Consider the following 25,381-nt stretch of genomic DNA (forward strand, 5'->3'; position numbering starts at 1 on the left):
CAGACCGATAAATCACTGCGAATAATCCATCGGCAGCAAGTCGCCCACGCGCAGTTTCGACATTTCACCGCCGAACGTGATTTCATAGGCCGAATCAGTATTCCCGTATTCATCGACGTGGAAAGTCGGCGTCTTGAAGATTACCTTCGACTGTTTTTTCCTGTCGTACATCAAGTTGAAAGACGAGTAAAATTTGGGCGCATTGAGCGTATTTGCCGAGTTGATTTTCGCGTCCGATTTCACGTTCACCGCATAAACTCCTTCCGATTGTCCGCCAACGGTAAAATATTCCACGGGATTCGCGGGCCAGCTTCCCGAATACAATTCAAAATCGTCTTTTCCCCATTTGTTGTTGAGCAAATTCCTGAAAAAATGCATTTGTGAACCCAGATAACTTTTGCTGCGATGGTCTGAAAACTTCTTTTTATCGCCGGTCATTTCCTGATAGACCGTGGTTCCCGCGTAGAAACTTCCGACCGCGGTTTCAGGTTTCACGGTCTTGTAGGGGAACTCGATCCAAAATTCGACCAGGCTGAACGTGACCTCGTAACCCAGATACGGATTCGAAATCCGCAACGGCGCGTCGGAACCTGCGGTCAGCGTGTTTGTTTTGACGTCGTACTTGAAATAAATGTCGTCCTCATTGAGGATCTTGCACGCGCGTCCGGCTTTCGTGTCGCCCAAAAAATGAGCGCGGAACGCCTTGAGTTTCTTATCGCGGCTAAAACCTTCGTTCCCGATCACGACCTCGCGAAGTTCCGTCGCCTTGGGCTGCATGTGGATTTCGTACCGTCTTTTCCCGAACGGATTCTCCACGATGACGGTTTCAAACCCTATGAAACTGATTATCAAATTCGTATTGATGCGGCTTTTCACCGACAGTTCGAACGTACCTTTTTCATCGGTCAAAACGCCGATGGAAGTTCCATCGAGATATACTGAAACCCCGGGCATCGTCGCGTTGTTCTCGTCAAGCACCACGCCTGAAACGGTAAGTGTCTGAGCCGAGGCAAACCCTGAGAGCAGTAAAAACAAAAGTAATTTCATCAAAGGAACAGCATTGTAATTTCAAAAAGCAGCGGTTTGTACACAAATTGGCTCAGCACCGCGACCGAACCCGTGAGCAAAATAGCCTTTGGTAAAATCCAATACCATTTTTGGTCGTAGAAACGCTTGATTGCGATAAACGAGAACGTGAAAATCAGTATTGCGGCGACAGGAAGCAAAAAATCATCCTGTATGCGATTGACATTGATGAGCCGAATCGCGGGCAATATTACGATCGGCAGCAACAAAAACAACACCAGCAAAATAAAACTGCACAATTCGGTAGCCATTATAAAATGATCGAACAACGGGCGTTTGCTTCTAAAGAACAGCAATTTGAGAGGAAGCGCCGTAAGTGGAATCAGCAGGAACAGGAAAATTTTCGACAGTTTCTCAGACTTATGATGGAATTCCATTGAAAAATCTTCGAACGAAAGATGCAGCAGCGACATTTTCGCTTCGATCTGCGATTGGAAAGTGGGACCCACGACGGGCATTCCGTTATAAGCCGCCAACGGTTGGTTGAGTCCGGTAAAAATCGGAAACAGTAAGTACAATACGACAAGCAACAGGAAAAACGAAATGGGTTTGTAGTATTTTTTTCGGATGCCGAAGCAATAATCCTGCGACAATTTCCCGGGTTTGAGTAAAATCGTCTTGACGGTCCGCGGCAACGTGCCTTCGAGATGCGTGACGAAATGCAGCGCTTCCTCGACGATGTGGCCAAAATTCTTGTCGTGTTCGCTATAGTGCTTTTGCCCACAATTGTTGCAGAACTTGCCTTCGAATACGGTTTCGCAATTTTTGCAGACGTTCGCCACGCGCATTGGTTTAGAGGTTTACAATGATACGGAATTTCGCGCGAAATCAAAATGCCCGAAAGCGCAAACCTTCGGGCATTTCTCGATAAAGCCTGACGGACTTTTTATTTTCGTACCAATTTTTGGGTGAATCTGTTTTGTTGCGAATCGGTGATTTCGACGATGTAGATTTCGGATTTACAGGTCGGAAGATTTATCTTGGCCGACGGTAAAAAATGACGTGGTTGGCTGTTGGACACGAATTCGCGTAAAGCGTTCCCGCGGCGGGCGAGATTGTGCTTTGCCCGACTTCGGCGACGTCGATTGTCGAGAAATTCCACGTTTGGTTCGCTCCCGAAGGGCCGGGGATGAAGTTTTCGATCTCGGCGTAAAAAGGTAGCCGATAAGTTCATGGGCACGCTGGCCTGTGTGAGTTACGGCTGCGCAAATAGGCAGGCCGATGCAAGCGCGAAGCTCGCAGTCAGATAGATTTTTTTCATGTTCGATTTTGATTAGATGATTTTTTTTCCGCTACGCTCCAAACAATTCGGCTGCGCCTCGGGTAATGATTGTTTTCGTCAGGTTTACATCGGTTTTATTGTTTATTGTTACTATTATTTTTTATTCGTTGTTTCGTCAAACTGCGTTCTGAAATGTTACAGTCAGCTTGTAAAAAAATATTCCGATTGCGTTAAATAGTGTAAAAGAAACCTTTTGACGGACGGCTTTCGCTAAACTTTTCGTTACTTTTGCACACGTTTAAAAATGTACTTCCACAATGGGAAAAAAGCTACTGTCGATACTGTTTTCGACACGTCTCATGGCCCTTCTTTTCATCACGTTCGCGGTTGCCATGGCTGCGGGAACCTTTATCGAGAACGAGTATAATACCGACACGGCCCGCATTTGGGTGTACAATACCTGGTGGTTCGAGGCGATCATGTTGTTTTTTATGATCAATTTCTTCGGAAACATCAAGCGTTACAATTTGCTGCAGAAGGAAAAATGGGCGACGCTGATGCTGCATTTATCGTTCATCCTGATCATCGCGGGCGCATTCGTGACGCGTTACATCAGCTACGAGGGCATGATGCCGATACGCGAGGGTGCGACCGAAAACAAACTGTATTCCGACAAAGCCTATCTCAGGGTCTTTGTCGACGGCATCCACGAAGGCAACATGCGCCGACGCGTATTCGAAGAACCATTATTGCTTTCTCCGGTCACGAACAATAATTTTTCAATCGACGAAGAATTCTCGGGTAAAGATTTCAAAATCGCTTACAAGGATTTCATCATGGGCGCTACCGATACCGTAACGCCTAACCCGAACGGGCATACGTATCTGAAACTCGTCGAAGCAGGCGAGGACGGACGCCACAACCATTACCTGCGTGAAGGCGAAGTGCAGAACATCCACAATTTACTATTCGCGCTCAATAAACCCACGACGGGCGCAATCAACATCAACACGGCCGGCGGCGCGGTGACCGTGCAAATGCCGTTCGATGGCGAGTACATGCGAATGATCGATAAAATGCAGGGCAAAGTCAAGAAGGATTCGACCCAACCGCTTATGTTCCGATCGTTATATAATGTCGGAGCGGCGCGTTTCGTGTTTCCCGATGCGCCGGTCAAAGGGTTCCAGTCGTATAAATCGAATGGCGATTACAAAGACAAGAAATCAACCGACGCGCTCGTTTTGACGATCAGTTCGGGTAAGGATTCAAAAGAAGTTACGCTTACGGGCTCGAAAGGCGCGATAGGCGAACCTCAAACCGTTAAAGTTGGCGAACTCGATTATACGTTGTTTTACGGTAGTAAGGTGTACGACTTGCCGTTCAGCATCAAACTAAACGACTTCATCGCATCGAAATATCCGGGCACCGAGAAGAGTTATTCGGCCTACGAAAGCCAGGTCACGGTAATCGACGGCAAGAAAAAATTCGACACGCGCATTTTCATGAACCACGTTCTCGATTACGAAGGCTTCCGATTTTTCCAGGCGTCGTTCGATCCCGATGAGCTCGGAACGGTACTTTCAGTGAACCACGATTTCTGGGGAACCTGGATCACGTACATCGGTTACTTCCTGCTGTTTTTCGGGATGATGGCGATCTTGTTCACGAAACACTCGCGATTCGCCGAATTGAAACGCAAATTGGAATCGGTCAAGAAAAAGAAGGCGAAGATCGCTGCGGTCGCGCTGTTGTTTTTCGCGATGTCGGGTTTCGCACAAGAGCAACACGACCATGGACACGATCACGCGCCGACCCAGAAACAACCCGCGATGAACAGGGAACAGATGACGAAAGCGCTCATCGATTCGTTGCAGAAATACAAAGTGTCCGAGGAACACGCCGCCAAATTTGGGCGTCTCGTGATACAGGACGACGGCGGGCGCATGAAACCGATCAACACGTTCTCGTCGGAATTGCTTCGGAAAGTCAGCAAAAGCGATACGTACGAAGGCATGAATTCCGACCAGGTTTTCCTTTCGATGAACCAGTATCGCGAGGCGTGGTTCGACGTTCCGTTCATTTATCTCAAAAGCGGAAACGACAGCATCCGCAAAATCATCGGCATCGACAGCAAGTCGAAATACGCGACATTCGGGGATTTTTTCACCGCCGACTGGAAATACAAATTGTCTCCGTATCTCGACGAAGCCTATCGTTCGTCGGTACCGAACCAATTCCAGAAAGACTTCATCGAAGCCGACAAAAAAGTAATCCTTTTGAATTCGGCGTTGAGCGGCGGAATATTACGCATTTTCCCGATTCCGAACGACGAGAACTATAAATGGGTTTCAGGGCTTCAACTCGACAAGGCGAACTTGAAAGGAACCGATTCGACGTTCGCGCGACAAATCCTTCCGATTTATTTTTCGGCTTTGAACAACTCATTCAGGACAGGCGGTTATAAGGAAGCCGATTTCTATTTGTCGGGCATCAGCAAATTCCAAAAGAAATACGGCTCGAAAGTGATGCCGAGCGACGACAAGATCAATTCGGAAATCCTGTACAACAAATACGACATTTTCAAGAAGCTGTATTATTTGTATATGATGTTCGGCGTATTCATGTTGCTGTTCACGATCATCAATATTTTCGTGCAGAAGAAATTCATGGAATACATCATCGGATTTTTCCATATTTCGATTTGGTTTTTGTTTGCTTTACATACGACAGGACTCATCGCGCGTTGGTACATTTCAGGCCACGCACCTTGGAGCGACGCGTACGAATCGATGATCTACGTGGCTTGGGCGACGATGTTTTTTACTTTGGCGTTGGGTAAATGGCCGTTCATCATCGCGAGGATCTTTAAGAAACCGTCGTACGGCTCGGCACTTACGGTCGCTTCGGGAACATTCGTGGGTTCGATGATCCTGATGATCGCGCACTGGAACTGGATGGATCCGAGCATCGCGAACCTGCAACCGGTTTTGAATTCGTACTGGCTCATGATCCACGTGGCGGTCATCGTCGCAAGTTACGGGCCGTTCACGTTGGGAATGGTTTTGGGCGTCGTGGGCATGATATTGATGCTTTGCGTAACTAAGAACAACAAGGATCGCATGGAATTGCACATCAAGGAAATCACTTACATAAACGAAATGGCGCTGACCATCGGGCTTGTGATGTTGACCATCGGGAACTTCCTTGGCGGGCAATGGGCGAACGAAAGTTGGGGACGTTATTGGGGCTGGGACCCGAAGGAAACCTGGGCGTTGGTGAGCATCATGATCTACGCATTCGTGATCCACATGCGATTCGTACCCGGAATGCGCGGCAAATGGATTTTCAACTTCATGAGCGTGATTGCGTTTTATTCGATCATGATGACGTATTTCGGTGTGAATTTTTATCTCACGGGATTGCATTCGTACGCTAGCGGCGATAAGGTCGTGACGCCTGATTTCGTGTATATCTCGGTAGCGGTCGCTCTCTCTTTGGGCTTGGCATCGTGGTTCAGTTACCGACGTTTCAAAAAAGCCTGATTACTTCCGAATGCTTAAACACATTCTCAAACGGTTCTTCGGGTTTTTTGCGATATTCGCTTTGGCTCTCGTGTTTACGGTCGCGTTCCTCGATGGCGGCTGGGGCGGGATCATCATCGCGATGTTCGTAGGGATCGCATTGATGTTCGGATATTCGATCGTGTTGTTTGCCGAATGTCATTGGCTCAGGAAATACGGACAGAAAAACGAGATGATCTTCAACATCATTTTCGGATTGCTGCTGTTTTCAATTTCGATGCTTTATGCAAACGCGCTGCTCTTCGGCGTGCTATAAAACAAAAAGGTCCGGCAATTACGCCAGACCTTTTTCCTTTTATAATCAACTAACCTTTTATACTTTTCCGAGTGTATACAATTGCTCCAATGTCGGGCTTTTGCTTCCTCCGGCAGGTTCGAGCGTGATCCCGAAGGCTTCGGCTCCGTTTGCGCCGTCGACCGCGAAAATGCGCGTGTCGTTGCTCGCGAATCCGTCAAGCAGACCGATGCTCGTCGGTGTAAGCGGATTGAGCTTAAGCGCCCAAACCTGATATACTTTTCCCGCAGGCGGTTCCGGAAGTCCTGAAGCGTCCACGTAAACCGTATTCGTCTCCTTATTCCAGTATACTTTCGCCGATGAAGCCGGAGAAACAGCCTGCCCGCCAAGTGCGACGACCGTGTTTTTCGTATCGCGAATCACGCCAAGCGCAGTCGAATTCGACTTATTCTTGATTTCCAGATCGGTTACGGTTTCCATGAGTTTGTTCTTCTCGTTTCCGGTTACGATGAGCTGCTCGTCGGCTTTCTGCCAGTTAAAATACGAGTAACCCGCGGCCAGTAAGAGTAGGAGCGATGCCGCCCACCCCATGTAAAGGAAAACGTTCGACTTCGGTTTCATCTCGACGACCTTTCCGTGCTTGAGCTCGAGACGTTCTTTGATCTTATCGAAATTCTCGGGCGAAAGGAAAGGCGAGAAGCTGCTCGAAAGCTGCAGGATCGACTTTTCTATCGACACGATCTCCTGATCTATGACCGTGTGTTCGCGCGCCATCTTGCTCACTTCGAGATTTTCATCGTCGCTGAGCAAACCGTACACGTAGAGTTCGAGAATCCCTGATTCTAAATATTCGTTAGGTTCCATTTAATTTAGACTTGTAAGTAGTTGCGTAAATCGTTTATGCAATTTCGGTTTTGGGTCTTTACTGTTCCAAGTGGAATCTGTAATTCATCAGAAGCTTCCTGCTGCGTATATCCTTTGAAGAACAGTAAATTGATGATTTCAATACATTTGGGCTTGAGCTTCTTCACGAAATCCCGCAGACCGATCGCGTCTATGCGGTAATTCATTTTTGAGCCGTCCTCGAGTAGATGTACGAAATTATCTGCCGAGAGGTTTTTCTTACTGTTGTTAAATCCTTTCGAGCGCAGCTTATCGATGCTCGTGTTGCGCGCTATATTAAGGATCCACGTGTAGAAACGGCCTTTGCTCTCGTTGTACGAATCGATGTTCTTCCAGATTTTTACGAAGGTTTCCTGAAGCACGTCCTCGGCTTCTTCCTGTTCCCTTACCATGTTGCTGATTACGGCAAAAAGACTTTTCGAATACATGTTGTACATGTGCGTGAACGCTTTTTCGTCTTTGTTGGCAATCAAGACAAGTAATTGGTCTTGTGTCATAAATGTGATGTTTACTCAAATATATCGAATTCAGTTAACAAACTTGTATTAAACAAATGTAAAAACTTACAATTCAAAAAAAATCGAAAAAATTACGTCCGAAACAAAACCGCAAACAACAACTTTTACGTAAGTAAATCAACCCCAATCTTAGGTTGGCTTTTTTTCCGGTTTTTATCGCAATAATTTCTACGGAAAAGCAGCCGATTATAGCGTCGATATGGCAGTTGTTTGGGATTCGATTATCGCCGCTAAAAAAAGCCCGGAGCTACGAAAGCCGGGCTTTTGTTTTTTAACTTTCACACGTTCGCATAAATCCTTAGCTTTGAAATATAAACACATCACATGAAAACAATCATCACCGCCTTCGTTTGCTTCTTCACTTTCGCCATGGGCGCGCAAAAAGCCCAATCGCCGAACACAAAACCAGCTCCGACCATGCCAAGCATCTACGATAAGAATTATAAAGTCCAGGATATTTCCGGAAACACATTCGACCTGAAATCGCTGAAAGGAAAAAAAGTCATGATCGTGAACACCGCTTCCAAATGCGGTTTGACGCCACAATACAAAGATCTTGAAAAATTGTATCAGGAATATAGGGACAAGAATTTCGTGATTATCGGATTCCCAGCCAACAATTTTGCGGGTCAAGAACCGGGAACGAATGTCGAAATCGCCGAATTCTGCCAAAAAAATTACGGTGTTTCCTTCCCGATGATGAGCAAAATCTCGGTTAAAGGCGACGACATGGATGCACTTTACGAGTTTTTAACGAAGAAATCGTTGAACGGCGTACGGGATTCCGAGGTTGAATGGAATTTCCAAAAGTATCTGATCAATGAAAAGGGTGAACTCGTAAACGTCATTTCACCAAAGGCAAGCCCGAGCGATGAAAAAGTACTCGCTTGGTTAAAGTCGTAATCCGATAATTCAATAGGTGGATTTCCGAATAGCCGAACTTCCCGAAACGAAACTCGTCGGGCTTCATCTCCAAATGTCGTTTGCGCAGAACAGGACTTTCGAACTCTGGCGCAGTTTCATGCCGCGCCGAAAAGAAATCGTGAACGCCGAGAGCCCGGATTTGTTTTCAATGCAGATTTTCGATTCTTCCACGGATTTTTCGAAAATGGAATTGGACGCGACATTCGAAAAATGGGCCGCAGTTCCCGTTTCCGAATTTTCGCGAATCCCCGACGGCATGGAAACTTTTACGATCCCGACTGGAAAATACGCGGTTTTTATTCACAAAGGCTCGGCCAGCGACGGCCCAAAAACATTCGGTTATATCTTTGGAGAATGGCTTCCGAAATCTGGATTTGCAATAGACGCTCGTCCGCATTTCGAAATACTCGGTGAGAAATATAAGAACGATAGTGTGGATTCGGAGGAAGAGATTTGGATTCCGATTCGAGTTGATTAGGAAATTAGAAAATTAGCGGATTAGAAAATTTGGTTTGGATTCGGGTAACGATTCGGTCATTCAAGCAGAGAAAATTTTACTCCTAAAAACAAATAGACTAGTTAGTCGAATCATTTCTTTCTGTAGATTAAAAAAACAATCTTCCGCCAAAGGCAAAACCCGAAGTCAAATAGACAAGTAAACGATTAAACGTTTCAACAATCAATCGTTCCGCCAAAGTCACAAGCTCCAATCAAATCAACGATCCAACAACAACTGCATAAACATCAAGTCCAGCCATCTGTCAAACTTAAACGCCGCATCCTTGATAATCCCGCATTCCTCAAATCCGAATTTTTTGTGAAACGCGATACTGCCTGAGTTCGAAGCGTCAATTCCACCAATCATGTTGTGGTAACCTTGTTCTTTTGCAACCGAAATAAGTTTTTGGAGCAATGCTTTTCCGATGCCGTTTCCTGAAAAACCGTCGGCAACATACACCGAATGTTCCACCGTAAATTGATACCCTATTTTCTCGCGAAATGTTCCATATGTGCTGAAACCGATGACTTTTCCGTCGTAATCGGCGACTAAGATCGGATTGTTCTTCTTGGTTTTCTCGGCAAACCAAAGTTGTTGGTCGGCCAAAAGCTGGGGCGCGTAATTGTAATTCGCCGTCGTGTGCAGAATCGCGTGATTTACGATCCCGAGAATTCCTGGGACATCGCTTTCATTCGCATTGCGTATTGAAAATTCCATGTTATTTGGATTGCAGCCTGTTTAAGATTTCGTCGACTTCTTTGGTTCCGAAGCCTATTTTCTCACAAAATTCCTTGGCCTGGGTCGCCACGGCGATGGCTTTCGGGATGTCGTTCGTCTTCTCGTACAATTTCGCGATCTGTAAGTAACTTTCCTTGCTGGGTTGCAGTTCTGAAGCGCGTTCCGCCCAAACGATCGCCTTTTTCAGCGATTCGGAATCTTTGAACTCCGATAGATAAATGCCAGCGGTATTCCGCAACGTCTGGTAATTTTTCCACGCGAACTTTTCGGTCGCATCAAAAGTCGCGCTGCGATACGCTTTCCAATTCTTCGTGTTCTCATAAATCTGCTTGTCGTACACATACAAAACCGAATCGGTCCTGCGCATCGCCATATCTTTGACTTGTGGCCTGATTTTCTTGTAAGCCGTCGTGTCGCTGGCTTCGGCCAAAGATTTCAACGCTTCCTGTGCGATATTTTCGATTTTGCGCTCGACGCGTTTATCTGACGAAACCGCCGCGAACTCCTTTTGATGTTTCAACACGTATTGGAATTCGCGCGAATTGATGTCGTTCACCGCATTCGCAATGATTTTCCAGTTCGCCGCCGACACCAGTTCCTTGTCCGATTTCGTGTCGAGATAGCTCGAAGCGACATCATCGGCGTCCTGACGCGCCTTGCGTAATGCCAAGACATAGGCAAGGCATTTATCGGCATTCGATTTGTCGGCGTTGAATTCCGAGGCGAGATATGGTAATTGCTTTTTCAAATCTTTTGCGTCGTTCAATTCTTTTATGAGATCGGCTTTCTTGAGTTCACCGCTGAATCCGTAGAGTAGTTTTCCGCTCGCGTCGATAACGATAAACGTCGGGAACGAATTCACGTTGTATTTGCGCATTAGCGCCTTTCCGCCCGGAGCGTCGGTTTCCTGGGCAGCGACGATGAAATTCTTTTCGAGTATTGACTTAACTTCGGCATCGGGAAAAACCTGGTCGCGCATTACGTGGCAATGCGGGCACCACGAGGCGTAGAACATATACAGTACGGGTTTGTTGCCGTTTCTGGCCAGTTTCATCACGGATTCGTAACCGGTTTCGTTGAACGGATATGTCGATTGCGAAAAGCCATCCGTCGGGCAGAAGACCAGAAAAAACAATACGAGGCAAAGCGCGCGAAGTCTCATTTTTTAGTAAATTAGCGGTGGTTTTTAACCGTTGTTACAAATATATATCTTTAATCCGGATTTTATCCGTGCTGCGGTTTCAGGCCGTCGTGTAAAAATCACTCAATGGTTTACCCAAAAATTCCTTTGGCGCAAAGCATACTGCAAATTTGTCTCGCAAAAGGTGTAACTACAATAGTCATTTCGCCGGGATCGCGCAATGCGCCGCTTACGATAGGTTTCGCGAGCCATCCCGAATTTACTTGCTACAGCATCGCCGACGAACGGTGCGCGGCCTTTTTCGCGCTCGGCATCGCCCAGCAAATAAAGAAACCCGTAGCGGTCTTGTGCACGTCGGGTTCGGCATTGCTCAATTATTATCCGGCTGTGGCCGAGGCGTTTTACAACGAGGTTCCGCTTATCGTGATTTCGGCCGACCGACCGTCGGACAAGATCGACATTGGCGACGGACAAACCATCAGGCAGAAAAACGTGTTCGAAAACCATTCGCTTTACAACGCGAACCTGACCGAAGACGCGTCCGAGGAAAACGACATAAAAATCAACGAAGCCATCAACAAAGCGTTCGTCAGGAAAGGCCCGACGCACATCAACACGCCATTCGAGGAACCGCTTTACGAGACCGTGAAAAAACTTTCGGTCGACGCCACGATTTCGTCGACCAATAAATTTTACCGAAATGTATCAATCGAAGATATCATCGCATCGACCAATATCTGGAACGCCGCGAAGAAAAAACTCATACTCATCGGCGGAAACGAACCCGACGAAATCGACCCTGAAATCATTCAAAGCTGGATGAACGACCCGTCGATCGTCGTGATGACCGAAGTCACTTCGAATTTGCACCATCCCGATTTCCTGAGCAGCATCGACTCGATAATCACACCGTTCAAGGACAAGGATTTTGAGGCGTTTCGTCCTGAAATCCTGATTACGTTCGGCGGAATGATTGTTTCCAAACGAGTCAAGGCGTGGCTTCGGAACTATAAACCCGAACATCATTGGCATATCGATCCGTTGCGGGCGTACAATACGTTCGGATGTTTGGCGCATCATTTCGTCGCGAATCCCAACGATTTCTTCAACCAGATCTTGCCGTTCACCAAAAGCGTGAAAAGCGATTACGCAAAGAAAGCCGCGGCCGTCAAACAATCACGCGCGAAAAAGCACGACGCTTATTTGCAGCAATCGCCGTATTCCGACTTCAAGGTTTTCGGGAAATTGATCCCGACGTTGCCAAAGGATTCTATGTTGCAGATAGGAAACAGCGCAAGCGTTCGATACGCGCAACTTTTTGAAGTCGATGAATCGATCGACGTGTTCTGCAACCGCGGTACGAGCGGGATCGATGGAAGTACGTCGACTGCGATTGGGGCCGCCGTCGGTTCACGAAAACCAACTGTTTTCATCACGGGCGACATCAGTTTCTTTTACGACAGCAACGCGCTTTGGAACAACTATATTCCCAAAAATTTCAAGTTGATCGTCGTAAACAATGGCGGTGGCGGGATTTTCAGGATCTTGCCCGGACATTCGGAGAACGAGGTTTTCAATACTTTTTTCGAAACGTCACATAATTTGACGGCCGAACATTTGGCAAAAATGTACGGTTTCAACTATTTCACTGCGTCCGACGAAACGGCGCTTGATGAAGCGTTGTCGGAATTCTACGCGTCTGAAGGCAAGTCCATCCTCGAAATCTTCACGCCCGAAAAACGGAACGATTCGGTGCTCAAAAACTACTTCAAAAGTCTCGAATGACAAATCCTTTGGTTGACGCGGATTGGCTTTTCGAACATCGGAACGATGCGCGGTTGATCATTTTGGATGCGCGAAGCCCGAAGTCGAAAGTGATTGAAAAGATTCCGAACTCGATTCATTTCGATTTGGAGGAAACGTTCAGCGACGTAGCTTCAGGATTACCGCATACGATGATCTCGCCCGAAAAATTCCAACACGAAGCAAGAAAACTCGGCATCGATCAAAACAGTACAATCGTGGTGTACGACGACATCGGTTCGTATTGGAGCCCGCGCGTCTGGTGGATGTTCAGGTCGATGGGATTCGAAAATATCGAAGTGCTCAATGGCGGATTGATAGCATGGAAAGATGCGGGATTCGAAACGGTTGAGAATTTTATTTCACCGACTGAAACCGGAAATTTTACCTCAAAATACAAATCGGAATTCTTTTGTTCCGCGAGCGAACTGTTCGAGAAAATCTCGGAAAAATCATCAGTTGTCATCGACGCCCGAAACACGGATCGGTACAACGGCCTGGTAGATGAACCACGTCAAGGGTTGAAACGTGGTCATATCCCGACGGCGATCAACATTCCATTCGAAGATTGTCTTGCGGGAAACAGGTTGAAACCAAAACCCGATTTGGAAAAACTCTTCGACGACCTGAACAAACAAACCCAACTCATTTTTAGTTGTGGTTCGGGCGTCACGGCTTGCATAGTCGCGCTCGCGGCCACCGTTGCGGGATTCGATGATCTTCGCGTCTACGACGGTTCCTGGAGCGAATGGGGAAGCGGTGATTTTCCCGTGGCGTGATCACTTTTTCTTGGGCACGCAGTTCGGAACTTCTTTCCCGTCTTTTTTCTTGTTTCCGACGCGTTCGTAGCCTTTCCAACACGGATCTTCCTTCGATGATTTTTTCTTGGTTGCCATGACTTTAAGTTTAGGGTTTAAAGTTTAAAGTTACGCACGGTGAACACTTTACGCTTAACAGGAATGTGCGCAAAAATTGCACGATTTAGTTCGTACCTTTGGCGAGCCGTGTGGAAACGTTTACAAACGGCTACAAACGACTACAAATGATTACAATCGGGAAATACAATACGCTTACCATTCGTCGTGAAACTCCAGTCGGCCTTTATTTGGGTGACGAAGACGAAGATGTTCTTTTGCCTAACAAATACGTGCCGCTGACTTATGAAATCGGGCAGGAAGCCGACGTCTTCGTATATCTCGACCACGAGGAACGAAAAGTCGCGACTACGCTCGAACCGTATATTTATCTCAATGAGTTCGCTTTGTTGCGCGTGAATTACACGAACGAATTCGGAGCTTTCCTCGATTGGGGAATGGAAAAGGATTTATTCGTTCCGTTTGCCGAACAGGCGCGCAAAATGGAGCAGGGGAAGCGGTATTTGGTGTATATGTATTTCGACGAGCAATCGAAACGTCTCGTCGCATCGAGCAAGACGAACCAATTCCTCGACAACGAAAATCTTGACATCGAAGAAGGCGAGGAAGTCGAAATCATCGTCTCGCACATCACCGATGCCGGCATAAACGTAATCATAAACGAACGCCACAAAGGTTTGATCTACCAAAACGAGGTGTTCGACGAAAATATCCGCACGGGCGACAGGACGAACGCGTTCATCAAGAAAATCCGTCCCGGAAATAAAATCGACGTTTCGCTCGAAAAACCGGGTTACGAAAAAGTCGAACCCAACGCTCAAAAAATCCTCGACGAACTCAAAGCCAGTCGTGGCTACCTGCGATTGAACGACGCGAGTTCGCCCGACGATATCAAGACGATCCTTAAGATGAGCAAGAAAACGTTCAAGAAAGCCGTCGGTTCCTTATATAAAGATCGTCTCATCGAAATCAAGGACGACGGAATTTACCTCGTGAAATAATGAGCAAGGGCGCTGTCACTGCACTGCTTGAAATTTATTCGAACGCGATCGACGATCTGAAGCGGACCATTTCGGTAATTTCCGATGAAAAACTCGTCGAAGTCACCGACGTCCAAACCGACAATCCCGATTGCATTTCCATTCAAACCGTCCTGACTCACGTCGTGTCATCGGGATTCGGCTATGCGACGACGATCTTGAATAGAAATGGAGACGTAAGGTCACGTCCGCCAAGGGTTGCGCTTGCAAATTCATCGCAATATCGCGCGGCGCTGGACGAGGTGATTCGTTTTACTTTTCAGGTTTTTGAAGATATTTCAGATGAAGATCTGGAAGTATTCGAAGAATCGTCAAAAATGCTTACGAATTGGGGACAGCGGTACGACATCGAACAATTGATGGAGCACGCGATCGTCCACATCTTGCGCCATCACAGGCAAATCAAAAATTTCTTGACGCGTTAAAACTTTTCCAGTCAAAGTTAAAACCCAACTTATAATTATATATTTGTATATACAAATGTTGTATGGAAAGAAAAGATTTTCTAAAAACTATCATAGGAGGAACGCTCATGGCATCAACGCAACCGTTTTATAATTGGACTAAGGATTTACACGAGGAAGACATCGTGCATCCCGTATTATTTATTGGCCATGGTTCGCCTATGAATGCGATCGAGGACAATGAATTTTCAAGAACATGGACGAAATTTGGAAGCGAAATCCCGAAACCGAAAGCCGTTCTCGTGATCTCGGCTCATTGGCTAACGAAAGGCACGCACGTAACCGCAATGGATTTTCCGAAAACCATACACGATTTCGGAGGATTTCCCCAGGCATTGTTCGACGTGCACTATCCGGCGCCCGGAAACGCGAAGCTCGCTGCCGAAACTGCTGCCTTATTTTCAGGAACGACGATCGGTCTCGATCACGATTGGGGATTGGATCACGGTACATGGAGCGTAGTTCGGCACATGTATCCCGACGCCGACATTCCCGTTTTACAGTTTAGTATCGACTACCACAAACCGCCCGAATATCACTATAATTTGGCACGCGAACTCAAGGCGTTGCGCAAGAAAGGCGTGCTGATCATTGGGAGCGGAAACATGGTTCACAATTTACGCATGGTCGCGTGGGACAAACTCCGGGAACCTGAATATGGCTTCGACTGGGCGATTGAGATGAACCACATTTTCAAGGAAAAAATCGGAAATGACGATTTCAAGGCGTTGATCGACTACGAGAAATTGAATCCCGCGGCGAAACTCGCGATCCCGACGCCCGACCATTATTATCCGTTGTTGTATTCGATGGCGTTGCGTGATTCTAAGGATGACGTGGAATTCTTTAACGATAAGGCCGTTGGCGGGTCGTTGACTATGACGTCGGTGAAACTCGGTTGAAAGAAAAGTTGCGATTTTTGACTCAAAAGCACAAAGACACGAAGTCACAAAGAGTTCAAGATAATTTAAAATCTTGGCGCCTTTGTGACTTTGTGTTTTCGCGTTAAAATTGAGGAATTTTAGCTCGACAAACCTTTTTTCGTCTTGCCGATCAACCCATTCTTATTTACCATTACTGAAATCGCCTTCAACTTCAAATACGGTACGCTCATGTAAACGAATCCGCCGTTTGCGACGTTCTGCGTTCCCCATGAGTTCTTGACTTTATAATAAACATTGCCTTTTTGATCTTTCACCTTTCCGACGATGTGCATCAAATGGTCGTCGGTCGTATTGAAATTCTCGAATTCCGATTGGCGAAATTCCTGTGTGATTTGCTTTTCAGGTTTGATTTCCGACAGAATGGAAACCGCGTCATCGGCATTCGCCGGAATCACCGCCACGCCTGATTTTCCCGAGAACGTTTTTTCGCTTACATCGGCATCAAGCGCCAAGGTATAACCTTTTTCCAGCGCGTTGTCGATGTTGGCCACGAACTCGTCCAGCGGCACGTTGTACATTTTTCCGTTCGAGAAATTGTCGGGAATGTCAAGGATGAAATTCGTATGGAACGGCGCTTGGGTAAACGACGTAATCGTAACGTAATCAGATAATTTAAGTTTCGTCATCTCAAGGAATGACTTAGGCGTATACGTTTTACCTTCATAGTTGAAAGTCGTGACGTCTTTGCCCATGTATTTGTCGAGGATGTCGTTTGCTTTTTGCTTCCAGTCGGCGCTTGGTTTCTTGGTGTTCGCCTTGACAAGCGCTTCGAGTTCTTCGACCATTTTTACGTGGTTGTGTGATTTTGCGTCTTCAGTCAATCCTGAAAATACGCCCACGGGAACAATCCCGAATTCGCGAGCGCTGTTGATCACGTCATGGTTCAATCCGCCTTCGCCGAACTGGGCGTTTCCCTGGCGCATGATATAATTGTATGCTTTTTTCGGGTAGGTGTGGCGCACGTTGTACATTTCTGAAAGGTCGATGTGTTTGCCCGAAGTCCTGAAAATCTCAGATTCAAGGAACGACGTACTCGAAAAACTCCAACAAGTTCCCGTCGAACCTTGGGAAATCACGGGCTCGCATTCGAGATCTTTAATCGACTGGAATTCATATTTTTGGGAAAAACCTGTACAGGCTACCGTAAAAAGTGCGATTGAGGCAATGTATTTTTTCATGGAAAGCTAATTTTTATGCGGCCGAAAAGTAGTATTTTTACGCAAATAAATCTACCAAAATGGCAGAAATTAACTGGCAGACCGCCATCGAATTCGAAGACATCACCTATAAGAAATACAACGGCGTCGCCCGAATCGCGTTCAACCGACCTGACGTGCGCAACGCTTTCCGGCCCAAAACCACAAGCGAATTGTACCGAGCGTTTTACGATGCGCAGGAAGACACGTCGATCGGCGTAGTTTTATTGTCAGCCGAAGGTCCGTCGACCAAAGACGGCATCTGGAGTTTTTGCTCGGGCGGCGACCAGAAAGCGCGCGGCCATCAGGGTTACGTCGGAGAAGACGGCATGCATCGCTTGAACATTCTCGAAGTGCAACGCCTGATCCGATTCATGCCAAAAGCCGTGATCGCGGTCGTTCCGGGTTGGGCTGTCGGTGGCGGACACAGTTTGCATGTCGTCTGCGATTTGACGCTCGCAAGCAAAGAACACGCGATATTCAAACAAACCGATGCCGACGTGACGAGCTTTGACGGCGGTTACGGATCGGCGTATCTCGCGAAAATGGTCGGACAGAAAAAGGCGCGCGAAATCTTTTTCCTCGGACGCAATTATTCGGCCCAGGAAGCCTTCGAAATGGGCATGGTAAACGCCGTGATCCCGCACGGAGAACTCGAAGACACGGCTTACGAATGGGCGCAGGAAATCCTCGCGAAATCGCCAACCTCAATAAAAATGCTCAAATTCGCAATGAACCTTACCGACGACGGAATGGTCGGGCAACAGGTTTTTGCAGGCGAGGCGACGCGCTTGGCCTACATGACCGACGAAGCGAAAGAAGGCCGCGATGCGTTTTTGGAGAAGAGGAAACCGAATTTTGAGAAGAAGTGGCTTCCGTGATGGCGGCAAGGTGCAAGGCGCAAGGTACAGGGTGCAAGGTTTAAAACTTGTCTTCCGTACCTAAACATTATTCATAACGATTCTCCCTGAACCCTGAACCCTGAACCCAAAAAATGGAATTCACCAACGAAACCCTCAACACCAAAAACCTTCCGCGCTTCGAAGAAGTCCAGCTCGACAAACTTCACCGCGATTATTGGAAAGTCGTGCTCATCGTCGAGGCGATCGTATTTTTGATTCTGGGTGTCGCGGCAGGGTTGATTTATCATTTCCAGCAGGAGTTCACGGGATTCGGGACGTACATTATTTCAGTTTACTTTGTTCTGCTCGTTTTCACAGTGTTGTTTACGCGAATGAGTTTCGTCAAGAAAGGATTCGCTTTCCGTGAGCACGACGTGATTTTTCGCGATGGCGTAATTGCGACGCACACGATGGTAATCCCATACAACAGGATTCAACACGTCGCGTTGCACGAGGGCGCGATCTCTCGTCTTTTCGGATTGGCCAAAGTCGAGATTTTCACGGCCGGCGGCAACCAAAGCGACATAGAAATCCCGGGTATCGAAAAAGAACAGGCTGAAAACATCAAGCAATTGCTCATGGGCAAAATCCGAAAAGAATTATAGATGACGAACGATTTCGGCACGCCCCAACGCCAATCTCCAGTCGGGATTTTGGTCATGTTCACGCAAACGCTCCAGGAATGGGCGCGCGGACTGGCGCCGATGCTGGTACTTTTGGCCGTGAATTTCAAAAAGGAAAAAGCCTTTTATCTCATCATCGGTCTCGTCGTGTTTTTCGTGGTTTTGGGGATCGTCGCATTTTTCCGATATAGAAACTTCACGTTCTGGATCGACGATGAGAACGACGAATTCGTGATTACCGACGGCGTTTTCAACAAGACCAAAACCCTGATCCAACTCAATAAAATACAACAGGTAAACATCGGGCAATCGTTGCTGCAACGGATTATCGGCGTGTACACGGTCGATGTCGACACGGCAGGTTCAAGCAAAAAAGAAGGCAAGATCCGCGCGGTTTCCCACAAATTGGCGCTCGCATTGAAAGCGCGTCTGCTCGAGAACACGAAAACACGGATCGTTTCTGGAAATGAGATCGCCGAGATCCCGTCCGACGAAAATGTTTCCGACGAAATCAAGCCGTTCATCAAAATAAGCTTCTTCAGCCTTTTCAAATACGGAATCACTTCGAATTACCTGAGAACGCTCGGCGTCATGCTCGCGTTTTTCTTCACGATTTATGAAAACGTGCAGCGCGTCGTCGACACGAGCCGATACGATTCCAAGATTGACAACATGTTCAATGAATCCATCGCGCTCCAGGCCGGATTGATGTTCGTCGGATTGTTGCTGCTCGCGATTTTGATCGTGAACGTATTGCGCGTGATGCTTCGGTACTTCAACTTCACGATCGCGAAACAAAAAGGATCATTAATGTTGTCATTTGGCCTGATCAACACCAAATCGACGATCATAAAGCCCGAAAAAGTCCAAATTACGACGGTTTCCCAAAACTATTTCCAAAAGAAACTCGACATCCTCGAAATGCGCATCAAGCAAGCGACGGCGGGCGAGAAGGAGCAAAAACAATCGGCGATTGAAATTCCGGGTTGCAATGAAAACGAACGGGATTCGATCTTGAAATTGTTGTTCCGCGCGATTCCTGAAAAAGGCGTGATGCTGAAACCGAATTATCGCAAGCTAGTTTTTTCGATATTCCTGTCAATTGTCTTACCTTTAGGAATAGCCTATTTCGCGATTCCGTCCGATATTTTCGCCGATGTCGTGTGGATTTTCCCAGCTTGGATCGTCGTGAGAGGAACATTGCTGTATTTCGGATTCAGGAAATATCGACTGTTCATCCACGATCGGTTCATCATCAAGCAAAGCGGCGCGTGGGATATCGCCAACCAGATCATCGAGCCCAAGAAAATCCAGGCGTTGTCGGTGTCGCAATTGTTTTGGCACAAATCGGCGAACATCGGATATCTAACGATTTATACGGCAGGCGGAAACTTGTCGTTCCAACTCGGGAATTATTCGGTGATCAAACAATATGTGAATCAATGGTTGTTTGAGATGGAGACGAGCGATAGTAATTGGATGTGATCGGAGTGCCTGAGTGCCTAGTGCCTGAGTGCCTGAGTTTCGTTCGCGTAAAGGAAATCGCACTTCCTCGGAAGGCAACTAAATCGAATAAACAAATAAACAAATCAACAAATCAACAAATCAACAAATCAACAAATAAACAATAAATGAAACACTGGGTCGAAGCCGCAAGAGTCCGAACATTACCACTTTCCGTTTCCGGAATCCTTGTCGGCTGTTTTTACGCCATGTCACAAAGCGTGTTCAATTGGAGCATCGTGTTTTTTGCGCTCACGACGACATTGGGATTACAGATTTTGTCCAACTTCGCGAACGATTACGGCGACGGGGTCAAAGGAACCGACAACGCTGACCGGATCGGGCCCGCGCGAGCCGTACAAAGTGGAATAATCTCGGCCGCACAAATGAAACGCGCGATGGTCTTCATGTCAATTTTGACGATGATCTCGGCGATTGCATTGATTTACGTTTCGTTCAAGGAAGAATATCTACTGTATTCATTGGGATTCCTTTTGCTTGGATTTCTGGCGGTCGCATCGGCGATTCGATACACGGTCGGGAAAACGGCTTACGGCTATCGCGGCTACGGCGACGCGTTCGTATTCGTGTTTTTCGGTTGGGTAAGCACGCTCGGCGTAAGTTTCATGTTCTTGAAAGAAGTCGACCCGTTGTTGATCCTTCCCGCGACCGCGATCGGGTTTTTGAGTGTCGGCGTTTTGAATCTCAACAACATGCGCGACGAGGAATCCGATAGAAAAGCCGGCAAGAACACCGTCGTCGTTAAAATCGGACGTGAAAAAGCGCGCGCGTATCATTTCTTCCTAATCGTTTCTTCAATGATCCTGCTACTCGTTTTCGCCGTTTTGTTCGACTGGTACAAGGACAACGATCCATATTACATCAATTTCGACATCTATTTGTTCCTGATCGCATACGTTCCGTTGATCAAACACCTGAATTTCGTCTCGAAAAACACGGTTCCGCGCGAACTCGATTCACAACTCAAGAAACTGGCGTTGAGCACATTTTTCATTTCGGTGCTTTTGTCGGTGCAGATGATTTACCTGCTTTCTGACTTCATCGTCCAAATTGTAAACGGCTTGTCTAACGGTTTAAAATAATATACATGAAAATTACATACTTGGGCCATGCGGCTCTCAGCATCGAACTTAGCGGCCGACACATCATCGTGGATCCGTACATCTCGGCCAACGAACTCGCGGCTCATATCGACATTGATTCGCTAAAAGCCGACTATATTTTATTGACGCACGCTCACGGCGATCACGTGCTCGACGTCGAAGTCATTGCGCAACGCACGGGCGCAACGATCGTCTCGAATGCCGAAATCGCTACGTATTACGAGAAAAAAGGCTACAAAAGCCACGGCATGAACCACGGCGGATCGTGGGAATTCGACTTCGGAAAAGTGAAATACGTGAACGCGATCCATTCGAGCGCGTTTCCCGATGGAACGTACGGTGGAAATCCCGGCGGTTTCGTAATCGAAGGCGAACACAAGAACATCTACATCGCGGGCGATACGTCGCTCACATACGACATGAAATTGATTCCGTTGCGCACGACGCTCGACTTGGCGATTCTACCGATCGGTTCGAATTACACGATGGACGTCGAGGACGCAATCATCGCGTCTGATTTCCTCGAGTGCGATAAGATTTTGGGTTACCATTACGACACCTTCGGATACATAAAAATCAACAAGGACGATGCGAAGCGCAAATTTTTCGATGCGGGCAAAGACTTGATGTTGCTGCCGGTTGGCGATTCGATCGACCTTTAATTTTTTAAAACCGTTAAGTTCATTAAGCTCATTAAGATTTTACAGCTTTAATGAACTAAATGTTCTTAATGGTTCAAATTTTTATTTGCAACTCGCGTTTTACTACTTTTGGCAGCTATTCCGTCTGCATGTTCCTAGCTTTCTTGAAAATGCCGTTTTTGCATTTCACGCCAAGAGCTTCCTTTGGTCGCTTCGGCGTTTCGGCAAAAACAAGCATTTTCTTCAAAAGGCTATCCACAGCATCCGGGCTGCTCAAACACACGAACTATGACTATCTTAAAATCGGCATTTTTTTTCGCTCTGATCGCGGCAACCTCGGTCGCTTCGGCACAAAACGGCTATTGGGATAAAGATCGCGCCACGACCCGTGAAATAATCGTTCCCGCCGGAGATCGCATCGTCGTCAAGACCGAGAATTTCCCACTCGGCACGACCGAACTCGTCTACCGCATAACGGTGCTCGACGAAAACCAGCAGATGGCCAACAGCTTGGTTTCATTGCTCAAATCGATTCCGGATCCGTCGGGAATCAGTCAGGGATCGGCCGGAGCGGTTTTCCTGTTGTCGAAAATATCGGGTGACGACAAATGCAATTACGCCGTATTCACTGACAAGCAAAAGTCCGAAGCCTACAGGAAATCGGGAAAACCTGAAGGCGCCTGCATTTACACCAACATCGCGGTCAACAAGGAAGCAAAGGTCATCACGGGCCGTTCGCTGTGCCTGAATTCCCCTAATCTGTATTTCGGCTTCGAGAGCGAGAACTGGATCATGAAGCAGAAAATCGTGGTCGAGGTCGTGCCTTGGGTCGACAAGAAAGCGAGCATGGGGTGGACGAACGAAAACAAGAAATCCATCCTCGAGTTGTGCGGAACATCAGGTTTGGCGCAACTCATGACCGATTCCCAAAGCCTTTGCAGTTGCGTGCTCGACCAATTCACGTTCAAATATTCGTATGCGGAATATGAAAAGCTGTTGATCGAGGAGAAAACGAAAGCATTCCGCGATTTCGGCGACAATTGCCTCGACTCGAAAACCGCGAACAAAGGTTTGTTGCAAGCCGTCCGAACCCAGGCGCAGCAACATTATGCGTCGGGTCGTTATGAAAAAGCGATCGATTTGCTGAACTCGGCGATCATCGTATACGGAAACGCGAATGCGCGCGACTACTATAATCAAGGAATGAATTACCTGATGTCGAAACAAATTTCCAAAGCGAAACAATCGTTCGAATTGGGTGAAAAGCTCGACGATTCCGATCTGTCCATCAAACTCGGAAAGGCGCATGCGTTGCTGCTCGGCGATGATTTCTCGCGTGCTCGCGACATCTATCGCAAATACAAAGGCGAAAACGTCGATACCAAAACCAGTTGGACAGATCGCGTCAAGAAAGACATAACCGATCTCAAGAAAGCCGGCATCGACTCCAAAGACTTCGACAAAGTGCTCAAGATGCTTGAAGACTGACGTGAACGCGACATATAAAAAATATCTGCTTGACTTCAAACGCCCGTCGGGAACTTCGCGTGGCGTGCTTACCCAAAAGGAAACCTGGTTTTTGTTCCTCGAACGCGATGGCAAACGCGGAGTAGGCGAGTGCGGCATCCTTCGCGGCCTGAGTGCCGACGATCGTCCTGACTACGAGCAAAAACTCATCTGGACGTGCGGCAACATTCATTTGGGCGAACAAAAACTGTGGGAAGCGCTCGTTGAATTTCCGTCGATACAGTTCGGTGTCGAGATGGCATTCCGTTCGTTGGAGAGCGAAAATCCGTTTGAATTATTCCCGTCCGAATTTACGAAAGGTGAGAAATCAATCCCGATAAACGGACTCGTCTGGATGGGAAATGAGGCCTTCATGCTCGAACAGATTCGCGACAAGATCGCATCGGGATTTGATTGCATCAAACTTAAGATCGGAGCGATCGATTTCGAAAAAGAACTTGAATTATTGCGCTTCATCCGATCTAATTTTGACGAGGAAACTATCGAAATCAGGGTCGATGCGAACGGCGCTTTCAGTTCCGAATCGGCTTTAGGTAAATTAAATCAATTATCTGAATTTAAAATACATAGCATCGAACAACCGATTGCCAAAAACCAGCATGACAGCATGTCAGTCCTATGTAAATCGACTCCCATTCCCGTAGCGCTCGACGAGGAATTGATCGGTGTTTTTACATCGGTAGAAAAAGAAGAATTACTCCAAAAAATCCAACCTCAGTACATTATTCTCAAGCCCAGTTTCATCGGTGGATTTCGCGGCACGCAGGAATGGATTTCGCTCGCCGAAAAATATGATATCGGTTGGTGGATCACGTCGGCTCTTGAAAGCAACATCGGGTTGAACGCAATCGCACAATGGACATTTCTGCAGCACAATTTGATGCCCCAAGGTTTGGGAACGGGTGCGTTGTATACGAACAATATCGATTCGCCTTTGGTCGTGAAAAACGGAAATTTGTTTTACGATCGGGGTCTGGACTGGCGATTTGAGTTTTGACCGCAAATTTTAGTGAGGAATTTTTCGGCATTTGTAATTAGATTAGCCGCGACCCGAACCTATTGTCTCGGGTCGCGGCAAAAACAATCCTCAGTTTCTTTCAATCCAATCCAAAATATAATCGGCTTCCTCATGCCAGGTCGGTAAACCCAACACGAAGTGGTTTTTGCCTGCGAATTCCTTGTAATCGGTAACCGAATCCGGTGTTTTATACGCCCTGAAATTACGAAGGTTCATCGAAGCCGGCGTGATGTTGTCGGTACTTCCTGAAATCAACAACAACGGTACGTGCGGTTTCTTGAAGTCGATTTTCGCTGCCGATGTCAAGCCGCCTCTCGCGACGGTTTTCGATTCGGGAATGACGTTTTCTTCCCAAGATTGCTGTTGTTCCTCCAGCGTCATCCCATTCGTAAATGCATATTGCCAGTCAGATAAAGACATCGTGTATGTTTTCTTGAGTGACGTAAACAGTCCCAAGACCTTATATCCGGCTTTCAGGAACGAAAATTCATACGGAATAACAGGTTGCGGAGGAATCGAATGGATTGCGATTCCCGCGGCGGCCAAACCGCGATTGACGAGGATTTGCGTCACCATACCGCCAAGCGAATGCCCGATTATAATTGGTTTTTCAGGAAGTTGTTTCACGAATTCGGCGTAATGGTCGACGAGTTCGGTAAGCGTGAGTTCGGCAAGCGCCACATCGTTCGGAGCTAATGCGCGCAATTCTTGGGCCGTCCCGTTTTTGTGCGGCCAAGCCGGGTTGTATGTCACGTAACCTTTGGACTCGAAATAGTCTTTCCAAGGATTCCAGCCATTGTGCGTCACGAATGCGCCGGTGATAAATACTACGGTGTTTGATGCAATTGTTTTCATATCAGTAAGTGTTTGATTG

24 protein-coding genes are annotated in these 25,381 nt (G+C 47.1%); 16 read left to right on the forward strand and 8 right to left on the reverse strand.

Annotation, left to right across the window (positions count from 1 at the left end; all coding sequences use genetic code 11):
- Positions 1 to 12: 12 nt before the first annotated feature.
- Positions 13 to 1,047 carry a carboxypeptidase-like regulatory domain-containing protein gene (locus tag EOO50_RS02410; protein WP_290837527.1) on the reverse strand — a complete coding sequence of 345 codons (1,035 nt, stop codon included), beginning with the start codon at positions 1,045 to 1,047 and terminating at the stop codon, positions 13 to 15.
- The gene (locus tag EOO50_RS02415; RefSeq protein ID WP_290837528.1) at positions 1,047 to 1,868 is read right to left on the reverse strand and encodes a DUF3667 domain-containing protein; all 822 of its coding nucleotides are present in this window, start codon (positions 1,866 to 1,868) and stop codon (positions 1,047 to 1,049) included. The genes EOO50_RS02410 and EOO50_RS02415 overlap by 1 nt, the downstream gene beginning before the upstream one ends.
- 757 nt (positions 1,869 to 2,625) lie before the next feature.
- Here EOO50_RS02415 and ccsA point away from each other — a divergent pair.
- On the forward strand, positions 2,626 to 5,850 hold the full coding sequence (gene ccsA / locus EOO50_RS02420; protein WP_290837530.1) for a cytochrome c biogenesis protein CcsA: 3,225 nt from the start codon (positions 2,626 to 2,628) through the stop codon (positions 5,848 to 5,850).
- A gap of 10 nt (positions 5,851 to 5,860) precedes the next feature.
- Complete coding sequence (locus tag EOO50_RS02425; protein WP_290837532.1) at positions 5,861 to 6,145, forward strand: hypothetical protein; 285 nt, start codon at positions 5,861 to 5,863, stop codon at positions 6,143 to 6,145.
- Positions 6,146 to 6,202: 57 nt separating this feature from the next.
- Here EOO50_RS02425 and EOO50_RS02430 read toward each other — a convergent pair whose 3' ends face one another.
- Positions 6,203 to 6,988, reverse strand: coding sequence for an anti-sigma factor (locus EOO50_RS02430; protein ID WP_290837534.1), 786 nt, complete (start codon positions 6,986 to 6,988; stop codon positions 6,203 to 6,205).
- A 5-nt stretch (positions 6,989 to 6,993) separates the two neighbouring features.
- Complete coding sequence (locus EOO50_RS02435; protein ID WP_290837536.1) at positions 6,994 to 7,524, reverse strand: sigma-70 family RNA polymerase sigma factor; 531 nt, start codon at positions 7,522 to 7,524, stop codon at positions 6,994 to 6,996.
- A gap of 390 nt (positions 7,525 to 7,914) precedes the next feature.
- Here EOO50_RS02435 and EOO50_RS02440 point away from each other — a divergent pair, with 390 nt between their 5' ends.
- Together EOO50_RS02440 and EOO50_RS02445 are read left to right on the forward strand one after the other, a co-directional pair.
- Positions 7,915 to 8,448, forward strand: coding sequence for a glutathione peroxidase (locus tag EOO50_RS02440; RefSeq protein ID WP_290837653.1), 534 nt, complete (start codon positions 7,915 to 7,917; stop codon positions 8,446 to 8,448).
- 16 nt (positions 8,449 to 8,464) lie between these two features.
- Positions 8,465 to 8,947 carry a GyrI-like domain-containing protein gene (locus tag EOO50_RS02445; RefSeq protein ID WP_290837538.1) on the forward strand — a complete coding sequence of 161 codons (483 nt, stop codon included), beginning with the start codon at positions 8,465 to 8,467 and terminating at the stop codon, positions 8,945 to 8,947.
- Positions 8,948 to 9,184: 237 nt separating this feature from the next.
- Here the strand turns inward: EOO50_RS02445 and EOO50_RS02450 are convergent, their stop codons facing one another.
- Complete coding sequence (locus tag EOO50_RS02450) at positions 9,185 to 9,685, reverse strand: GNAT family N-acetyltransferase (protein ID WP_290837540.1); 501 nt, start codon at positions 9,683 to 9,685, stop codon at positions 9,185 to 9,187.
- Between the two features lies 1 nt (position 9,686).
- Positions 9,687 to 10,868 carry a thioredoxin family protein gene (locus EOO50_RS02455; RefSeq protein WP_290837542.1) on the reverse strand — a complete coding sequence of 394 codons (1,182 nt, stop codon included), beginning with the start codon at positions 10,866 to 10,868 and terminating at the stop codon, positions 9,687 to 9,689.
- A gap of 105 nt (positions 10,869 to 10,973) precedes the next feature.
- On the opposite strand from EOO50_RS02455, the gene menD reads away from it, so the two are divergent.
- From menD to ygiD, 5 genes are all read left to right on the forward strand, one after another.
- Positions 10,974 to 12,632, forward strand: a complete 1,659-nt coding sequence (gene menD, locus EOO50_RS02460; protein WP_290837544.1) for a 2-succinyl-5-enolpyruvyl-6-hydroxy-3-cyclohexene-1-carboxylic-acid synthase — start codon at positions 10,974 to 10,976, stop codon at positions 12,630 to 12,632.
- A complete protein-coding gene (locus tag EOO50_RS02465) occupies positions 12,629 to 13,429 on the forward strand; it encodes a sulfurtransferase (protein ID WP_290837546.1) in 801 nt (266 codons plus the stop codon). The genes menD and EOO50_RS02465 overlap by 4 nt, the downstream gene beginning before the upstream one ends.
- A gap of 263 nt (positions 13,430 to 13,692) precedes the next feature.
- A complete protein-coding gene (locus EOO50_RS02470; RefSeq protein ID WP_290837548.1) occupies positions 13,693 to 14,526 on the forward strand; it encodes a S1-like domain-containing RNA-binding protein in 834 nt (277 codons plus the stop codon).
- Positions 14,526 to 14,990, forward strand: coding sequence for a DinB family protein (locus EOO50_RS02475; protein WP_290837550.1), 465 nt, complete (start codon positions 14,526 to 14,528; stop codon positions 14,988 to 14,990). Before EOO50_RS02470 ends, EOO50_RS02475 begins: the two co-directional genes overlap by 1 nt.
- Before the next feature lie 62 nt (positions 14,991 to 15,052).
- Positions 15,053 to 15,931 carry a 4,5-DOPA dioxygenase extradiol gene (ygiD, locus tag EOO50_RS02480; protein ID WP_290837552.1) on the forward strand — a complete coding sequence of 293 codons (879 nt, stop codon included), beginning with the start codon at positions 15,053 to 15,055 and terminating at the stop codon, positions 15,929 to 15,931.
- Positions 15,932 to 16,050: 119 nt separating this feature from the next.
- Here ygiD and EOO50_RS02485 read toward each other — a convergent pair whose 3' ends face one another.
- Complete coding sequence (locus EOO50_RS02485; RefSeq protein WP_290837554.1) at positions 16,051 to 17,151, reverse strand: C1 family peptidase; 1,101 nt, start codon at positions 17,149 to 17,151, stop codon at positions 16,051 to 16,053.
- Positions 17,152 to 17,210: 59 nt separating this feature from the next.
- Between EOO50_RS02485 and EOO50_RS02490 the strand changes: the two genes are divergently transcribed.
- The 7 genes from EOO50_RS02490 (at position 17,211) to EOO50_RS02520 (ending at position 24,486) form a co-directional block, all read left to right on the forward strand.
- The gene (locus EOO50_RS02490) at positions 17,211 to 18,050 is read left to right on the forward strand and encodes a 1,4-dihydroxy-2-naphthoyl-CoA synthase (RefSeq protein ID WP_290837556.1); all 840 of its coding nucleotides are present in this window, start codon (positions 17,211 to 17,213) and stop codon (positions 18,048 to 18,050) included.
- Positions 18,051 to 18,163: 113 nt separating this feature from the next.
- Entirely contained in the window at positions 18,164 to 18,676 is a 513-nt protein-coding gene (locus EOO50_RS02495; RefSeq protein WP_290837558.1) for a PH domain-containing protein, read from the forward strand.
- Positions 18,677 to 20,179 (forward strand): PH domain-containing protein, encoded by a 1,503-nt coding sequence (locus EOO50_RS02500; RefSeq protein WP_290837560.1) that lies wholly within the window; start codon positions 18,677 to 18,679, stop codon positions 20,177 to 20,179.
- Between the two features lie 146 nt (positions 20,180 to 20,325).
- Positions 20,326 to 21,300 carry a 1,4-dihydroxy-2-naphthoate octaprenyltransferase gene (gene menA, locus EOO50_RS02505; protein ID WP_290837562.1) on the forward strand — a complete coding sequence of 325 codons (975 nt, stop codon included), beginning with the start codon at positions 20,326 to 20,328 and terminating at the stop codon, positions 21,298 to 21,300.
- A 5-nt stretch (positions 21,301 to 21,305) separates the two neighbouring features.
- On the forward strand, positions 21,306 to 21,983 hold the full coding sequence (locus EOO50_RS02510; RefSeq protein WP_290837564.1) for a metal-dependent hydrolase: 678 nt from the start codon (positions 21,306 to 21,308) through the stop codon (positions 21,981 to 21,983).
- Between the two features lie 267 nt (positions 21,984 to 22,250).
- Positions 22,251 to 23,450 (forward strand): tetratricopeptide repeat protein, encoded by a 1,200-nt coding sequence (locus EOO50_RS02515; protein WP_290837566.1) that lies wholly within the window; start codon positions 22,251 to 22,253, stop codon positions 23,448 to 23,450.
- A gap of 1 nt (position 23,451) precedes the next feature.
- Entirely contained in the window at positions 23,452 to 24,486 is a 1,035-nt protein-coding gene (locus EOO50_RS02520; protein WP_290837655.1) for an o-succinylbenzoate synthase, read from the forward strand.
- Between the two features lie 90 nt (positions 24,487 to 24,576).
- Here the strand turns inward: EOO50_RS02520 and EOO50_RS02525 are convergent, their stop codons facing one another.
- Positions 24,577 to 25,362, reverse strand: coding sequence for an alpha/beta hydrolase (locus EOO50_RS02525; RefSeq protein WP_290837568.1), 786 nt, complete (start codon positions 25,360 to 25,362; stop codon positions 24,577 to 24,579).
- Positions 25,363 to 25,381: the final 19 nt, after the last annotated feature.

The sequence above is a fragment of the Flavobacterium sp. genome (assembly GCF_004211145.1).
Lineage (GTDB): Bacteria > Bacteroidota > Bacteroidia > Flavobacteriales > Flavobacteriaceae > Flavobacterium.

What these genes read in the sequence shown, in the direction of transcription:
- EOO50_RS02410 (WP_290837527.1), bottom strand. Translation starts at nt 1,047, where the DNA reads ATGAAATTACTTTTGTTTTTACTGCTCTCAGGGTTTGCCTCGGCTCAG.
- ccsA (WP_290837530.1), top strand. Translation starts at nt 2,626, where the DNA reads ATGGGAAAAAAGCTACTGTCGATACTGTTTTCGACACGTCTCATGGCC.
- EOO50_RS02425 (WP_290837532.1), top strand. Translation starts at nt 5,861, where the DNA reads ATGCTTAAACACATTCTCAAACGGTTCTTCGGGTTTTTTGCGATATTC.
- EOO50_RS02430 (WP_290837534.1), bottom strand. Translation starts at nt 6,988, where the DNA reads ATGGAACCTAACGAATATTTAGAATCAGGGATTCTCGAACTCTACGTG.
- EOO50_RS02435 (WP_290837536.1), bottom strand. Translation starts at nt 7,524, where the DNA reads ATGACACAAGACCAATTACTTGTCTTGATTGCCAACAAAGACGAAAAA.
- EOO50_RS02440 (WP_290837653.1), top strand. Translation starts at nt 7,915, where the DNA reads ATGGGCGCGCAAAAAGCCCAATCGCCGAACACAAAACCAGCTCCGACC.
- EOO50_RS02450 (WP_290837540.1), bottom strand. Translation starts at nt 9,685, where the DNA reads ATGGAATTTTCAATACGCAATGCGAATGAAAGCGATGTCCCAGGAATT.
- EOO50_RS02455 (WP_290837542.1), bottom strand. Translation starts at nt 10,868, where the DNA reads ATGAGACTTCGCGCGCTTTGCCTCGTATTGTTTTTTCTGGTCTTCTGC.
- menD (WP_290837544.1), top strand. Translation starts at nt 10,974, where the DNA reads ATGGTTTACCCAAAAATTCCTTTGGCGCAAAGCATACTGCAAATTTGT.
- EOO50_RS02465 (WP_290837546.1), top strand. Translation starts at nt 12,629, where the DNA reads ATGACAAATCCTTTGGTTGACGCGGATTGGCTTTTCGAACATCGGAAC.
- EOO50_RS02470 (WP_290837548.1), top strand. Translation starts at nt 13,693, where the DNA reads ATGATTACAATCGGGAAATACAATACGCTTACCATTCGTCGTGAAACT.
- EOO50_RS02475 (WP_290837550.1), top strand. Translation starts at nt 14,526, where the DNA reads ATGAGCAAGGGCGCTGTCACTGCACTGCTTGAAATTTATTCGAACGCG.
- ygiD (WP_290837552.1), top strand. Translation starts at nt 15,053, where the DNA reads ATGGAAAGAAAAGATTTTCTAAAAACTATCATAGGAGGAACGCTCATG.
- EOO50_RS02485 (WP_290837554.1), bottom strand. Translation starts at nt 17,151, where the DNA reads ATGAAAAAATACATTGCCTCAATCGCACTTTTTACGGTAGCCTGTACA.
- EOO50_RS02490 (WP_290837556.1), top strand. Translation starts at nt 17,211, where the DNA reads ATGGCAGAAATTAACTGGCAGACCGCCATCGAATTCGAAGACATCACC.
- EOO50_RS02495 (WP_290837558.1), top strand. Translation starts at nt 18,164, where the DNA reads ATGGAATTCACCAACGAAACCCTCAACACCAAAAACCTTCCGCGCTTC.
- EOO50_RS02500 (WP_290837560.1), top strand. Translation starts at nt 18,677, where the DNA reads ATGACGAACGATTTCGGCACGCCCCAACGCCAATCTCCAGTCGGGATT.
- menA (WP_290837562.1), top strand. Translation starts at nt 20,326, where the DNA reads ATGAAACACTGGGTCGAAGCCGCAAGAGTCCGAACATTACCACTTTCC.
- EOO50_RS02510 (WP_290837564.1), top strand. Translation starts at nt 21,306, where the DNA reads ATGAAAATTACATACTTGGGCCATGCGGCTCTCAGCATCGAACTTAGC.
- EOO50_RS02515 (WP_290837566.1), top strand. Translation starts at nt 22,251, where the DNA reads ATGACTATCTTAAAATCGGCATTTTTTTTCGCTCTGATCGCGGCAACC.
- EOO50_RS02525 (WP_290837568.1), bottom strand. Translation starts at nt 25,362, where the DNA reads ATGAAAACAATTGCATCAAACACCGTAGTATTTATCACCGGCGCATTC.